The sequence below is a fragment of the Pseudomonas capsici genome (genome assembly GCF_017165765.1).
Taxonomy (GTDB): Bacteria; Pseudomonadota; Gammaproteobacteria; order Pseudomonadales; family Pseudomonadaceae; genus Aquipseudomonas; species Aquipseudomonas capsici.
Genome location: NZ_JAFGZD010000001.1, coordinates 496,010 through 509,929 on the forward strand (window position 1 = coordinate 496,010; position 13,920 = coordinate 509,929).

Below are 13,920 nucleotides of genomic sequence, written 5' to 3' on the forward strand. Positions count from 1 at the left end.
AAACATTATCCGTTATATCCATTCTCATGGAGGAATTTATGAGTCTTCGCTATTGGCTGCCTGCTGTTTTTGTTCTTGTGTTTCTGATCTTTCTGACGGGATGTGGCGGTCACTACAAGTTTTCTGATGACGAGTATCGAACGTTGGGTGACCCCGATTCAATAAGGCGTGGCAAGTAACTGCAAGAGAAGTAGTGATGGAAACTTTCTTTGATGAGAGGAATGCCCTGTTGGACCCAGGTGCAGTCATGGATCATGCCTGCGTAGATACCGAGTGCCTTCTGCTGCCTGCGTTAATTGACATGCCGCCTGCCGAGCCTTGCCGGGGCGAACCGGAAGTGCTCACGGAAGACTTCTGGAAAGCATTTGGCGAGGCGCTGGGTATCAATCTCGATCACCTCGATTCGGCGGCTCGCAAGGCTCTTGCGTTAAATACCGCACGATTATTCAGGCAATGTGTTGGCGGTCTGAAGAGAAATCTGAGTACCTGCCGTGAATTGAAAAGTGAGTTGCAGCTGGCACCGGAAAGTATTGATCCATTTGAACAGTTCGATATCAGTACGGCCATTGATGGTCTGCTGTATGGAAAGTTAAAAGTGTCGTCACTTGTTCAGGCGTTTCGAGACTTGCAGGCTCATCAAGTTGCCATGCTTGATGCCAGTCGTACTTTGGCGCGAGCCACATTTGAATACTTCTCGCCGCAACAACTGACCTGGCAATTTGAGCGAGATGGCGCTCTTTCATCATTGCCAACGGCGGGGCGTCGTTGGCGTGCCTATGTGCGCCATTACCAATCTCTGGAACAAGAGCATGCATGGGAGGAGCGTCTGCTGCTTCGCAACTTTGTTCATGCCTATGAAGAACAGATTCAACTGATAAACACCCTCTACCTGGACGTCCAAGGATGATGCTTATGTTTTGCTTCAAGAGTTCGATCATGTTGCCCGTGCTGCTGGCACTTGGCAGTTGTTCGGCATTGTCGCCTTACTCGACCCAGACCCGCTTGAGTCTGCAAGTGACGGCCAATGACGGCCTCAATCCCGATATCAATGGTCGATCCTCTCCGGTCGTCTTGCGTCTGATGGAGCTGAAGCATCCGGTTGCGTTCGAGAACATGGACTTTTTCAGTCTCTATGGACGGGCCAGAGAATCCTTGAGTCAGGATCTGGTGGCCAGTGAGGAACTCGAGTTACTGCCAGGACAGCACATCTTTCTCAAGTTGAAGACCGGGAAGGACAGCCAGTATGTCGGGGTTCTGGCTGCTTATCGAAACCTTCCTGAAGTCCGGTGGCGCCATGTCATTCCATTGACGACACAGGGCCATACCCGGGTCGAGCTGACACTCGATGACGCCGGTATTCACCGCAGCGATGATTATCAGCCAGGGCGCATGACCAGCCATGAATGAGCACAAAGTCATCTGGCGCGAAGGCATGTTGTTGCGTCCACAGCACTTTCAGCATAACGACCGTTACTACGCTCATCAGATGAAAGTCCGCACCCGGTTGGCCGGTGCCTATCTGTGGGGCTTCACAGAGTTGATGATAAATCCGCAGTTCCTGACTTCCGGACAGATTGTGATCGCCCAGGCGTCGGGCGTTCTTCCTGATGGCAGCATTTTCGATCTTCGGGACAGCGATCAACCCCTGGCCCTGGATATACCGCCCAACATCATGGACACGCCGGTCTATCTGGCATTGCCGCTGGTGACCGGGAATTGCATGGAAGCGCGGGGGCCGGAACTGCCGGATGCTCTGGCCCGTTATATCACCTATACCCGCAGGGTTTCGGACTCCAATGCCGGTGACGGAAACACTGCGGAGATTGTCTGCGCGCGTCCTGACTTTCGCCTGCTGGCGGGTGAGCCGCAAAGTGAGCAGACCTATGTGACGCTCAAGGTGTGTCATGTCCTGTCGGCTTCACCTGACAAGGCCATCACGCTGGCTCCTGACTTCATCCCGACATTCGTCAATGCCCGTCGCTCTGCCTATCTGGTCTCATGCCTCAAGGAAGTGGTGGGCTTGCTGGAGTATCGTGGCGATGCGATTGCCAGGCGCGTTCGTGCAAGCGGAGAGGTCGGTGGCGCGCAAGTCGGTGACTTCATGATGCTGCAACTGATCAATCGCACCGAACTGCTGCTCAGGCATTACCTGAATATCGAGGGGGTTCATCCCGAAGAGCTGTATCGCGTGCTGCTGGGCATGCTGGGCGACCTGGCCACGTTCGGCAGCGACAGCAGACGCCCTGCATTGAGCAGCATTTATCGGCACAGCAATCAGGGTGCGACGTTCAGGGCCTTGATGACCGAGATCCGGCAAGTGTTGTCGATGGTGCTCGAACAGCATGCAATCGAACTGGAGCTGCAGGCTCGTCAGTATGGCGTTCTGGTATCCCCGCGTGTGGATCAGCAATTGCTGGGGGCGGCGTCCTTCGTTCTGGCGGCCAGTGCGCATTGTGATACGGAAGAGCTGCGTCATCGCCTGCCTTCACATCTCAAGGTGGGGTCCGTAGAGAGCATTCGCGAACTGGTCAATCTGCATCTGCCAGGGATCAGGCTCAGACCACTGCCGGTCGCTCCCCGGCAGATACCGTTCCACTCGAACAAGACCTATTTCATTCTCGAACTCAACGCACAGGAACAAGCGCGGGTAGAAAACTCCGGTGGCTTTGCTTTCCATGTTTCAGGTGAGTTTGACGGGCTCGATCTGAAATTCTGGGCCATCAGGAACTCATGAACATGCGCATTGATATGGAACACGACCACGACGCCAAGGTGGTTCATCAGCAGGATACTGGCCATGGCAGTTTCACCGACTTTGCCAGACCGCCAGCTTTCGAGCAGCTTGAAGAGCGCTTGATCTACACCGCACGCCTGGCTCCGGCAGAAACCTTCAGCATCAACATCAACCCGCTGGTAGCGGCAGCGAGTGATCTGCTGGCGCAGATGGTCAAGCTGGCAGGCACTGCAAGTGAAGAGGCGGATGAGCTTCATTCACTGAACCACCGGCTTGCCCGGGGCATCAAGGTTTTCGAGGCACGAGCACGGCAGGACGGCATAGAGAGCGATCAACTGCTGGCTGCCCGTTATGTGCTGTGTACGGTGCTTGATGAAACCGTACTGAGCACCTCCTGGGGCGCTGAATGGTCAACGATGAGCCTGTTGAGCCATTTTCACCAGGAAACCGTTGGCGGCGAAAAGTTCTTTCAGTTGCTGGAGCGCCTGTCGAGCAATCCAGCCCGGCATTTACCCATGCTTGAGTTGATGTATCTGTGCCTGTCTCTGGGGTTTGAAGGTAAATACCGCGTGATGAAGCGCGGCAATATCGAGCTGGAAGGGATTCGTGACGGCCTTTACCGGCAGATCCGGCAGTTGCGTGGGGATGTCTGCGCCGAACTGTCGCCGCACTGGCATGGGGTGCAGACCCGACAGGGTTCGAGCCTTCGCACGGCACCCTGGTGGCTGCTCGGGTTGTTCACCTTCGTGAGTCTGGCCGTGATGTATTCAGGATTCGCCTGGGTGCTGGCCGAGCAGCGCGAGACGGTGCTCAAACCGTATCGCCAGATCCATTCCGAAGTACTCGAGTCCCCGCTTGTAAACAGAGACATGTAATGAAAAACCTCTTCAAGAAACTGGCAGCCCTGTTGTTCAGGACATGGGTCTGGACACTGCTGTCGGTGTTATCTGTAGCACTGTGCATATGGTTCGCGGGGCCGCTGCTGGCCGTGGCCGATCACAAGTTCTGGGAAAGTCCCACCTCCCGTCTCCTGTCCGTGAGCCTGTTGTTTCTGCTGTGGGGGCTGGGCATGGTCTTCGTCAGTTGGCGCAGCGCGGCGGCCAGGAAGCAACAGGAGTCCGACACCGCAGGTCAGGAGTCTCTTCGTCAGCAGGCCCTGATTGAAAAGGAGCACAAGGAATTATCCGGTCGCTTCAAGGACGCCTTGCGTGTCATCAGACTTTCCAGTCTGTATGGCGGCGATGGAGAGCATTTGCCCTGGTACCTGTTGATTGGTCCCGCCGGGAGTGGCAAGACCAGCCTGCTGGACTTTTCCGGTCTGGACTTCCCGCTCAACAAGGCCGAGCGCAAGTTGACTCGCGATATGCGCGGTACGGCCAGCAGTGATTGGTACTTTGCCGATCAGGCGGTGCTCATCGATACACCGGGGCGCTATCTGGAGCAGGGGCAGTCGCCAGTCAATGCCGGCGCCTGGCTGACGCTGTTGGGGCTGTTGCGTACTCGGCGCCGTACCTGTCCCGTCAACGGTGTGCTGGTGACATTACCCGTCGAGATTCTGTCCGGTAGCGATGAGGTCCGCCTGGAAGCGATCGCCGAAGCGGTGCGCAGCCGTCTGGATGAGTTGCATCGCCAGTTGCGGGTCGATGTACCGGTGTATCTGGTGCTGACCAAGGCTGACATGCTGACGGGGTTCGACGAGTTTTTCGAGCATTTGTCCAGAGAAGAGAGCGAACAGGTTCTGGGTGCGACGTTCGACAAGGATCAGCGCGGCAGTGATCCCGATGTGCTCCGCCAGGAATTCGAAACGCTGCTGCGACGCCTTGGCAGCCAGATCATCATGCGCATTCACCAGGAGCATGACCCGCAGCGTCGTGGGCGCATACTCGGATTTCCCGATCAGCTTGGGCTGATCGGGGATCGACTGGGACTGTTTGCCGAAATGGCTTTTGCGGGCAGTCGCTATCAGCGTGCCACGCAATTGCGGGGTTTTTATTTGACCCGTGCGCCTCATCTGCTCCCGGGCGTTCAGCAGATCAGTGCAGAGGAGGGTGAGCCTGCACCGGTCAACAGCAGGGCATTGCCAGGCATGCATACCGGGCGTCCGCGCTTCATTCGTCAGTTGTTGAGTCGGGTGATCTTTCCCGAAGCGGCTCTGGCCATGATGGACAAGGGCGAGCGCCAGCGGATGAACTGGATTCGACGCGGCGCGTATTGCGCGGCCCTGATGCTGTTGGTGCTGTTCGGCGCGCTCTGGGCAAACGGTTTCAGCGCCAATCATGAGCGTCTGGAAAGTATCCGTCATCTGGCTCAGCAATGGACCCGGCAACGTTCGGAGATGAATGCCCAGGCCGATACCCTGGCGATACTCAAGTCCCTGAACCTCAGCCATGAAGCCACACGGGTCTTTCCCGGCAGGGAAGAAGTCGCGCTGTATGAGCGCAGCGGCCTTTATCAGGGGGAAACAAGCAATCAGGTACTTTTGAGTGCCTATCAGGCGGAACTGCAAAACCGGTTGTTACCCCGCGTAGCCCGTACACTGGAAGCGCAGATACAGGCCAGCATGAAGGATCGGGAACAACTGCTGAGCAGTTTGCGAGCCTACCTGATGCTGCATTTGCCAGAACGCCGCGATCAAGCCTGGCTGCGGGACTGGATAGCTGCTGACTGGGCGTTGCGCTATGCAGGCCTGCCCCGGGAACAGAGCGAACTCAATGGTCATCTGGAGCGCCTGCTCCGGCAACCTTTCACTTACCCCGTCAACGATGCACTGGTGGCGCAGGCTCGTCAGGTGCTGCGCAGTGAGTCACTGGCCTCTATCGTCTATCGGATCTTGCGCGAGCAGGCGCGCAGCCTGGCGGACTATCGTCTGGCTCAACATATCGGCACCCAGGCCAGTCTGCTGGTCGGTACGCAATACCCGATCCCCGGTTTTTACACCCGGCGAGGCTACCAGCAGTTCTTTGTGACTCAGGGCGTTGGTGCGGTCAATGAGATCCTGCGTGACAACTGGGTGCTGGGCGAGGGTACAGGCCTGAGCGGCATGGAAATGCGCAGTCTGATGGTCGAGCTGGAGCAGTTGTACTTTCTCGATTACGCCAATCACTGGAGCGAAGCGGTCGGTCAGGTTGCATTGCAACCCTTTGAAGGCCCTCTGCATGGCGCGACTCAGGCAGCCGGCATGACAGCAGCCAATTCGCCGTTACTGCAACTGCTGACACAAGTGCGCGATAACACGCTGTTTCCGAGCGTTGCCGAAAATCTGGAAAAGGTTACGGCAGTTGATCCTTCGGGGGCGCTGAACGCGGTGGCGTCTGCGGCAACCGATCAGACAGCGTCTCTGGTTCCCGGGCTGCCGGATACGGCGAAGAAGGCATTGCAGCGACGCTTCGAACCCTTGCATCGTCTGCTGGACGAACACAACGGCCCGGCTGCGGAACTGCTGGCGGTCATGCAGCCTTTGAACGAACTGCAACTGCAACTCGCCACTCTGGGGCGATCCGGCCAGCCTGAGCTGATGGCTTTCGAGATGGCCAGAATCCGCATGACGGGGCAGCGGGATGCGTTGAGCAACCTGCGCCATGCATCCACCCTGTTGCCTCAGCCTGTTGGCGGATGGTTCAACGCACTGGCTGAAGACACCTGGTCATGGCTTCTGGGGAGCGCCTATCGATATATCAACCAGCGCTACCGGAATGAGCTGTACAGCTTCTATGAGCAATCTCTTGAAAAACGCTATCCGTTTCATGCCCATGGCAGCAGCGATGTGGCCCTCAACGACTTTCGGGAGTTCTTCAAGGCCCAGGGCCTGGCCGAGCGTTTTTTCGACAGCTACATGAAGCCTTTTGTCAGTGGCGATCCGGGGCATTATCGTCTGCGCACCATTGATGGTTCGGGCTTGCCAGTCAGCCGCGCCTATCTCGATCAGATGGCCCGCGTGCACACCATTCGCAAGAGCTTCTTTGCGCAGAATTCCGAGGAGCCGCTGGTGCAGTTCAAGCTGGAACCCTACACGCTGGACCCGGCCGTGAGCCGTGCCGAGTTTCGCCTTGGCAATCAGGTGATGGAGTACCGCCATGGTCCGATCGTGCCGGTTTCGTTCAGATGGCCGACCGATGCGGATGACGGTCGTGCCAGTCTGGTACTCGAACGAATGGCCGAGCGGCCTATCGGTATCGAGCAAAGTAGCGGGCCATGGTCACTGTTCCGTCTGCTCGACCTGATGCAGACCGAATACCTGCAGGGCCGCGATGTGCTGGTACTCAAGGCCGATGCAGGAGGGTTGCGGGCCAATTACCTGTTACTTGCCCAGCGGGCGCCCAACCCCTTCGATGTTGCGCCATTACGCAGATTCCGGATGCCGGCACAGCTTTGAGACCATCTCTTGTTCAGGCACCTGTTTGCCCCAGCGCTCCATGGTGAAGTCGACAAAGCTGCGCAACTTGGGCAACTGGTAGCGATCCGGGGAGTAGATCAGATGCATGGGCCTGCTGGGCAAATGATAGTCGGGCAATAGCGCAATCAGCCGACCATCGCGCAGGTCCTGCTGTACAAAGGCATCGGGCAACATGACGATGCCAGCCCCAGCCCTGGCGGTCCGGTACAGCGCTGATGAACTGTTCATCACCATCGGGCCGCTTATCTCCACGGTGACTTCACCGTCCGGTCCGGTCAGGCGCCAATGTTTTTCCACACCGCTCCAGTCATCCCCGGCCGGGTAGGCAAAGGCCAGACAGTCGTGCAGTTGCAGATCTTCAGGGCGCAGGGGCATGCCACGACGGGCCAGGTAATCCGGTGAAGCGCAAATGGTCAGTGTGTAGTCCTGCAAGGGCCTTGCAATCAGGCGGGAGTTTTCCGGCACGTTGCCCATTCTGATAGCCGCATCGAAACCGTTATCGAGCAAGTCCAGTCGCTGGTTGGTCAGAACCAGATCCAGCTTGACCTTGGGAAACTGCAGCGAGAATTCGCATAGGGACGGAGCCAGCACTTCCGAACCGAATGTCAGTGGCGCGGTAATGCGCAGGATGCCAGAGGGTTCGCCCTGAGCCTGCTCGGCCAGTCGCTCGGACGCGGCCACCAGCCCCAGCACTTCCAGGCAGCGCTCGTAATAGGCGCTACCGAACTCGGTCAGGCGCTGACGCCGGGTGGTGCGCTTGAGCAGGCTTACACCCAGGCGTTGTTCCAGGGCTCGCAGATGGTTGCCGACCATGGTCGTGGAGATCGAGCACTCCTGAGCTGCGCCGGTCATGCTGCCAGCTTCCACGACTTTTACGTACACCGACATTGCCTGGAACAAATCCATTATCAAGTCCAAGTTTAAAATGATTGAAGTGTTGCGCTGTTTATCCAGCTCTGGTGGCTAACGATACTGCAAAAACCGTCTGACCACTCTGGAGCTTTACACCATGACCGCCGATTGCCTGATGACTACTTACAAGCCGCTGGACCTGAATCTTGTCCGTGGCCTTGGCACCCGTCTGTGGGATCAGGCAGGCCGCGAGTATCTGGATGCCGTGGCTGGTGTTGCGGTGACCAATGTCGGGCATTCCCATCCCTTGCTGGTCGCGGCCATCACCGAACAGGCGGGGTTACTGTTGCATACCTCCAATCTGTACAGCATTGATTGGCAGCAACGATTGGCGCATAAGCTGACCCGGCTGTCGGGTCTGGAGCGTGCGTTTTTCAACAATTCCGGGGCGGAGGCCAACGAAACGGCACTCAAGCTCGCCCGCTTGCATGGCTGGCACAAAGGCATTGACCAGCCATTGGTCGTCGTCATGGAAAACGCCTTTCACGGACGCACGCTGGGCACCTTGTCTGCCAGTGACGGGCCGGCAGTGCGGTTGGGTTTCAGTAACTTGCCGGGCGATTTCATCAAGGTCGCGTTCGGGGATCTGACGGCGTTCGACCGGGTATGTGAAAGTCATGGCCATCGTATCGCGGCCGTGCTGGTCGAGCCCGTGCAGGGCGAGGGCGGTGTGCAGGTTGCCCCGCTGGGCTATCTGAAAGCCTTGCGTGAGCGGTGCACACGGCGCAACTGGTTGCTGATGCTCGATGAAATCCAGACGGGTATGGGGCGTACCGGGCAATGGTTTGCCTTTCAGCACGAAGGTATCGTGCCTGATGTCATGACTCTGGCCAAAGGCCTGGGTAACGGCATTCCCATCGGTGCCTGCCTGGCGAAAGGTGCGGCTGCCAGACTTTTTACCCCAGGCAGCCATGGCAGTACGTTTGGCGGTAATCCACTGGCCTGTCGCGCTGCCTGTACCGTCATCGACATCATCGAACAGCAGGATCTTGTGCAGAATGCCCGGCAACAAGGGCAGCACTTGCTGGAGCGATTGCGCGAAGAGTTGGGCAGTCATCCTCAGGTACTGGCAATCCGTGGTTCGGGACTGATGATTGGTATCGAATTGCAACAAGCCATTGCTGACCTGACCTTCGTTGCAGCCAGTCAGCAGGGCTTGTTGATCAATGTGACGAGAAGCAAGACCATTCGTCTCTTGCCGCCGTTGATCCTTGATGGCGCGGAGGTCGAAATGATCGTGCAAGGCCTCGTCAGGACGTTGGATAGTGTCGGTTGCAGGGCTGTCCAGGGCTGTGCCTGAAGCAACGGATCGAGGGAAAGGCAAATAGTGGACTATACCGTGAGGATGCAGATGCGGTAGAACAACGCTGGGAATTACGAGTCTCTACGCGTAATGCTTACCCCCATGGATTTGAAAGGAGCCCACCATGCTTATCCGGTCCCTGACCCTCGCCACCTTGCTGATCGCTGCCGGGCCGTCCTTTGCGGCCGACAGCGATGCACCGCTGGCGCAGGAGCGCGGCAAGACACGTCCGTTGATCATCATTGCTCCCAGCTCGGTCGACCCCACCCTGATCAGCCTGAAAAAGGCTCTTGATGAACCCGCCAATCGCGAGGCATTCGCCCAGCGCAATATGGTCCTGTATACCGTGGTCAACACCATTGGTGAGCGTAACGGCAAGACCATGGATGCCCAGTCCACCATGGCTTTGATCCGTGAACTCAAGCTGGGGGCCGGCGTGCAGACCAAGGTCATTCTGGTGGGCAAGGACGGTGAGAAGAAGATCGAAAAAGCCGGAGCCATCGATCCCAAGGAAATCTTCGCCACGATCGATCAGATGCCGATGCGCGAGCGTGAAGCCGCAGCACCTCCACCCGAGCCGGAAGCCAAGGCACCTGTCGAAAAGGCTGCAAAGCCCGGCAAGGCGGGTGCCCAGGGCAAGACTCTGGATGACTGATGTGGCAAGAGGGTGGAGCTGCGCTGTCAGCTCCACTCGCTGTTTACTACGCTGAAACTCAATCCCCGCGAATGTACTGCTCCAGTTGCTGGATAAGGCTGGCCTGTTCTGCGATGGCTTCCTTGACCAGGTCCCCGATGGACAACAGCCCCAGCAGTTGCCCGTCTTCTACCACTGGCAGGTGACGCAGGTGGTTGTCGGTCATGATGTTCATACAGGTTTCCACACTCTGATGCGAGTCGACGGTGATCACCTTGCTGCTCATGATGGCACTGACCGGCGTGCCGACTGACGAACGTCCCTTGAGAATCACCTTGCGCGCGTAGTCACGCTCGCTGACCACCCCGACAACCACACCGCCTGCTACAACCGGCAATGCCCCGATATTCTTGTCGGCCATCAGCCTGAGTGCATCGAGCACCATCTGATCGGGACCGATGGTGTGCACTTGCTGGTGTTGTTCGGATTTGAGCTTCAGCAACTGGGCAACGGTTTTCATGGGGCGCTCCGTGGATGAGGACCTGAATGATTGTAGCCCCCCCGGAGAGGGCACTACAGAATCACGGGATCGGAGAGTTCAGGCAAGTATTTGTTAAAGCATGAAAGGTTGAAGCAGGCTTATCCGCGAAGACCCTAAACCATCCTTCGCGAATGAATTCGCTCAGTCCCGGGGCACGAAGGGTAGAATCAGTTTCTGAAACACTTTCCCGAGGTCAGCACGTTGGATTTACAGCAGGGCTTTATCCTGAGTCGTCACTGGCGTGATACGCCAGCCGGGACTGAAGTCGACTTCTGGCTGGCCACCGATCATGGCCCCAGACATATCCGCCTGCCTTGCCAGCCTTCCGTCGCTTTCGTTCCCGCCGAGCAGGGCGAGCGTGCCAGGGCGTTGCTGCGCGGTGAGCGTGGCGTCGAGCTGCGTCCGCTGGCGCTCTGTGATTTCCGGCACCGCCCGGTGCTGGGCGTCTATTGCCAGCAGCATCGGCAATTGATGAACATCGAGAAACTGTTGCGCAAGGGCAATGTGGATGTCTATGAAGCCGACATCCGTCCTCCTGAACGCTATCTGATGGAGCGCTTCATTACGGCGCCCGTGCTGTTCGGCGGGACGCCTGACGAGCAGGGCGTTCTGTGCAATGCCCAGATCAAGCCAGACCCCGATTATCGGCCACAGTTGAAACTGGTTTCGCTGGATATCGAAACCACCTCCCGTGGCGAGCTGTATTCGATTGCCCTGGAGGGTTGCGGGCAGCGTCAGGTCTACATGCTGGGCCCGGCCAATGGTGGCAATGAGACTCTGGATTTCCAGCTCGAGTATTGCGACACCCGTGCGCAGTTGCTGGAGAGGCTGAACCAGTGGCTGGCCCTGCATGATCCGGATGCGATCATTGGCTGGAATGTGGTGCAGTTCGACCTGCGGGTCCTGCATGAACATGCCAAGCGCTTGCAGGTCCCCTTGATGCTGGGGCGTGGGAACGAACCCATGGGCTGGCGCGAGCATGGCAATCGCGACAATCATTACTTTGCCGATATCAGCGGACGCCTGGTGATCGACGGTATCGAAGCGCTGCGTTCGGCAACCTGGAGCTTTCCTTCGTTCAGCCTTGAAAACGTCTCACAGACCCTGCTGGGCGAAGGCAAGGCCATTGATACGCCGTATCAGCGCATGGATGAAATCAACCGCATGTTCGCCGAGGACAAACCGGCGCTGGCCCGCTACAACATCAAGGACTGTGAGCTGGTGACGCGGATTTTTGCCAAGACCCAATTGCTGACTTTCCTGCTGGAGCGCGCAACGGTCACAGGTTTGCCGGCCGACCGCAGTGGTGGTTCGGTTGCTGCGTTCTGTCATCTGTATATCCCGCTGATGCATCGCCAGGGCTTTGTCGCCCCCAATCTTGGCGAGCGCCTGCCGGAAGCCAGCCCCGGCGGCTTTGTCATGGACTCCCAGCCAGGCCTGTATGAGTCCGTGCTGGTGCTGGACTACAAGAGTCTGTATCCGTCGATTATCCGCTCCTTCCTGATCGATCCCGTAGGGCTGATCGAAGGCATGCGTCAGCCGGATGACGAGCATTCCGTGCCGGGTTTTCGCGGTGCACGCTTTTCCCGCACCCGGCATAGCCTGCCTTCCATCGTCGAACGGGTCTGGCGTGGCCGCGAAACCGCCAAGCGCGAACACAATGCGCCGCTGTCCCAGGCGTTGAAGATCATCATGAACGCCTTCTACGGTGTGCTGGGGTCGAGTGGCTGCCGCTTTTTCGACCCACGCCTGGCGTCGTCGATCACCATGCGTGGCCACGAAATCATGCTCAAGACCCGTGAGCTGATCCAGGCCCAGGGGTATACGGTCATCTACGGCGACACCGACTCAACCTTTGTCTGGCTGGGGCATGCCCATGAGCAGGAAGAGGCGACGAATATCGGGCGGGAGCTGGTCCGGCACGTCAACCAGTGGTGGAGTGAACATCTGCACAACCAATACGGATTGCACAGTGCTCTTGAGCTGCAGTTTGAAACGCATTTCCGCCGCTTTCTGATGCCGACCATCCGCGGCGCAGAGGAGGGCAGTAAGAAGCGTTACGCGGGGCTGGTCACCCGCGCCGATGGCAGCGATGAAATGGTCTACAAGGGGCTGGAAACCGTACGCACCGACTGGTCACCACTGGCGCAGCAGTTCCAGCAGGAGCTGTATCTGCGAATCTTCAAGCGCCAGCCTTATCAGGATTACGTACGCGACTATGTGCGGCGCACCCTGGCAGGCGAACTCGATGATCTGCTGATCTATCGCAAGCGGCTGCGGCGCAAGCTGGACGACTACCAGCGTAACGTCCCGCCCCACGTGCGTGCCGCGCGCCTTGCCGATGAGTACAACGACCGCCAGGGCCGACCGCGCCAGTATCAGAATGGGGGATGGATCAGCTATGTGATCAGTGTTGCCGGGCCGGAGCCTCTGGAGGTTCGTAGGGTGCCCATCGATTATGACCATTACGTCACCCGCCAACTGCAACCCGTGGCTGACGCTATCCTGCCGTTTGTCGATGACGATTTCAGTACCTTGATTGGTGGTCAGTTGGGGTTGTTCTAGCCCAGGCGCTCCACCAGTGCTGGCAATACCTGCTCGCATGACGCCTCGATCTTCAGATCGAGCAAGTCATCTGCACGGGTCTTGCCCTGATTGATGGCTATGATGGGTTTGCCTTGTTCGGCCATGGCCTTGCACAGGCGAAAGGCCGACCAGGCCATCAACGAGGTGCCGACCACCAGCAGGCCTTGCGCCTGTTCGACGCTTTGCGTGGCTTTGGCGGCCGTTTCGGCTGCAACGTTTTCACCAAAGAACACCACATCCGGCTTCAGTCGCTGACCTTCGCAGTTCGGGCAGTGGGGGACCTGGAAGTCTGACTCGAAAGACGAATCCAGCAAGGTATCGCCATCGGGCGCCTGTATGGCGTCGATGCCCGAGAGGTAAGGATTCTGCCGGACCATGACCTCCTGGATCGCTGCCCGGTCGCTGCGCTGCTGGCAATCGAGGCATAGCACCCGATGCAAACTGCCATGCAGTTCGATCACGTCATGGCTGCCCGCCTGATCATGAAGTGCATCGACGTTCTGGGTGATAAGCCCACTGATATGTCCGCTGGCCTGCAAGCTGGCCAACGCCCGGTGCGCGGCATTGGGTTCCGCCTGGCGGATACGCGGCCAGCCGAGCATGGCTCGCGCCCAGTAACGCTGGCGCGCGCTGTGGGCCTTGAGGAACTCCTGATACATCATCGGCTGCTTGCCACGCCGCACGCCGTCCCTGTCGCGATAGTCGGGTATGCCCGACGCCGTGCTGATGCCTGCGCCGGTCAGGACAAGGAGTGGCTTGTCGGTCAGGGTCTGAAGCAGATCGTGGATCAGGTTGTCCAGCATCGTCGCACCTCTAA

Annotated in this window: 11 protein-coding genes; 8 read left to right on the forward strand and 3 right to left on the reverse strand. The window is 58.2% G+C overall.

From position 1 onward, the window contains the following. Positions 1 to 196: 196 nt before the first annotated feature. The 5 genes from JSY17_RS02115 to tssM are packed head-to-tail and all read left to right on the forward strand — an operon-like array spanning position 197 to position 7,106. The gene (locus tag JSY17_RS02115; protein ID WP_206401292.1) at positions 197 to 907 is read left to right on the forward strand and encodes a type VI secretion system-associated FHA domain protein; all 711 of its coding nucleotides are present in this window, start codon (positions 197 to 199) and stop codon (positions 905 to 907) included. After that, positions 907 to 1,407 (forward strand): type VI secretion system lipoprotein TssJ, encoded by a 501-nt coding sequence (tssJ, locus tag JSY17_RS02120; RefSeq protein WP_206401412.1) that lies wholly within the window; start codon positions 907 to 909, stop codon positions 1,405 to 1,407. The genes JSY17_RS02115 and tssJ overlap by 1 nt, the downstream gene beginning before the upstream one ends. Then, positions 1,400 to 2,734 (forward strand): type VI secretion system baseplate subunit TssK, encoded by a 1,335-nt coding sequence (gene tssK / locus JSY17_RS02125; RefSeq protein ID WP_206401296.1) that lies wholly within the window; start codon positions 1,400 to 1,402, stop codon positions 2,732 to 2,734. Before tssJ ends, tssK begins: the two co-directional genes overlap by 8 nt. Positions 2,735 to 2,736: 2 nt before the next feature. Further along, entirely contained in the window at positions 2,737 to 3,609 is an 873-nt protein-coding gene (gene icmH / locus JSY17_RS02130; RefSeq protein ID WP_206401299.1) for a type IVB secretion system protein IcmH/DotU, read from the forward strand. Next, positions 3,609 to 7,106, forward strand: coding sequence for a type VI secretion system membrane subunit TssM (gene tssM, locus JSY17_RS02135; protein WP_206401304.1), 3,498 nt, complete (start codon positions 3,609 to 3,611; stop codon positions 7,104 to 7,106). The genes icmH and tssM overlap by 1 nt, the downstream gene beginning before the upstream one ends. Here tssM and JSY17_RS02140 read toward each other — a convergent pair. Beyond that, on the reverse strand, positions 7,074 to 8,033 hold the full coding sequence (locus JSY17_RS02140; protein WP_117180777.1) for a LysR family transcriptional regulator: 960 nt from the start codon (positions 8,031 to 8,033) through the stop codon (positions 7,074 to 7,076). The genes tssM and JSY17_RS02140 overlap by 33 nt on opposite strands. Before the next feature lie 103 nt (positions 8,034 to 8,136). Between JSY17_RS02140 and JSY17_RS02145 the strand changes: the two genes are divergently transcribed. Beyond that, the gene (locus JSY17_RS02145; RefSeq protein WP_117187167.1) at positions 8,137 to 9,339 is read left to right on the forward strand and encodes an aspartate aminotransferase family protein; all 1,203 of its coding nucleotides are present in this window, start codon (positions 8,137 to 8,139) and stop codon (positions 9,337 to 9,339) included. Between the two features lie 127 nt (positions 9,340 to 9,466). Beyond that, on the forward strand, positions 9,467 to 9,997 hold the full coding sequence (locus JSY17_RS02150; protein WP_117167653.1) for a DUF4174 domain-containing protein: 531 nt from the start codon (positions 9,467 to 9,469) through the stop codon (positions 9,995 to 9,997). A 58-nt stretch (positions 9,998 to 10,055) separates the two neighbouring features. Here the strand turns inward: JSY17_RS02150 and JSY17_RS02155 are convergent, their stop codons facing one another. After that, a complete protein-coding gene (locus JSY17_RS02155) occupies positions 10,056 to 10,496 on the reverse strand; it encodes a CBS domain-containing protein (RefSeq protein WP_117167652.1) in 441 nt (146 codons plus the stop codon). Between the two features lie 222 nt (positions 10,497 to 10,718). On the opposite strand from JSY17_RS02155, the gene JSY17_RS02160 reads away from it, so the two are divergent. Further along, positions 10,719 to 13,082, forward strand: coding sequence for a DNA polymerase II (locus JSY17_RS02160; protein WP_201014450.1), 2,364 nt, complete (start codon positions 10,719 to 10,721; stop codon positions 13,080 to 13,082). Here the strand turns inward: JSY17_RS02160 and JSY17_RS02165 are convergent. Next, the gene (locus JSY17_RS02165) at positions 13,079 to 13,906 is read right to left on the reverse strand and encodes an NAD-dependent protein deacetylase (protein WP_206401305.1); all 828 of its coding nucleotides are present in this window, start codon (positions 13,904 to 13,906) and stop codon (positions 13,079 to 13,081) included. The two genes, JSY17_RS02160 and JSY17_RS02165, sit on opposite strands and share 4 nt — an antisense overlap. Positions 13,907 to 13,920: the final 14 nt, after the last annotated feature.

Coding starts and splice junctions, on each gene's coding strand:
- JSY17_RS02150 (WP_117167653.1), top strand. CDS start 9,467: ATGCTTATCCGGTCCCTGACCCTCGCCACCTTGCTGATCGCTGCCGGG.
- JSY17_RS02115 (WP_206401292.1), top strand. CDS start 197: ATGGAAACTTTCTTTGATGAGAGGAATGCCCTGTTGGACCCAGGTGCA.
- tssK (WP_206401296.1), top strand. CDS start 1,400: ATGAATGAGCACAAAGTCATCTGGCGCGAAGGCATGTTGTTGCGTCCA.
- tssJ (WP_206401412.1), top strand. CDS start 907: ATGCTTATGTTTTGCTTCAAGAGTTCGATCATGTTGCCCGTGCTGCTG.
- JSY17_RS02145 (WP_117187167.1), top strand. CDS start 8,137: ATGACCGCCGATTGCCTGATGACTACTTACAAGCCGCTGGACCTGAAT.
- JSY17_RS02155 (WP_117167652.1), bottom strand. CDS start 10,496: ATGAAAACCGTTGCCCAGTTGCTGAAGCTCAAATCCGAACAACACCAG.
- icmH (WP_206401299.1), top strand. CDS start 2,737: ATGCGCATTGATATGGAACACGACCACGACGCCAAGGTGGTTCATCAG.
- JSY17_RS02140 (WP_117180777.1), bottom strand. CDS start 8,033: ATGGATTTGTTCCAGGCAATGTCGGTGTACGTAAAAGTCGTGGAAGCT.
- tssM (WP_206401304.1), top strand. CDS start 3,609: ATGAAAAACCTCTTCAAGAAACTGGCAGCCCTGTTGTTCAGGACATGG.
- JSY17_RS02165 (WP_206401305.1), bottom strand. CDS start 13,906: ATGCTGGACAACCTGATCCACGATCTGCTTCAGACCCTGACCGACAAG.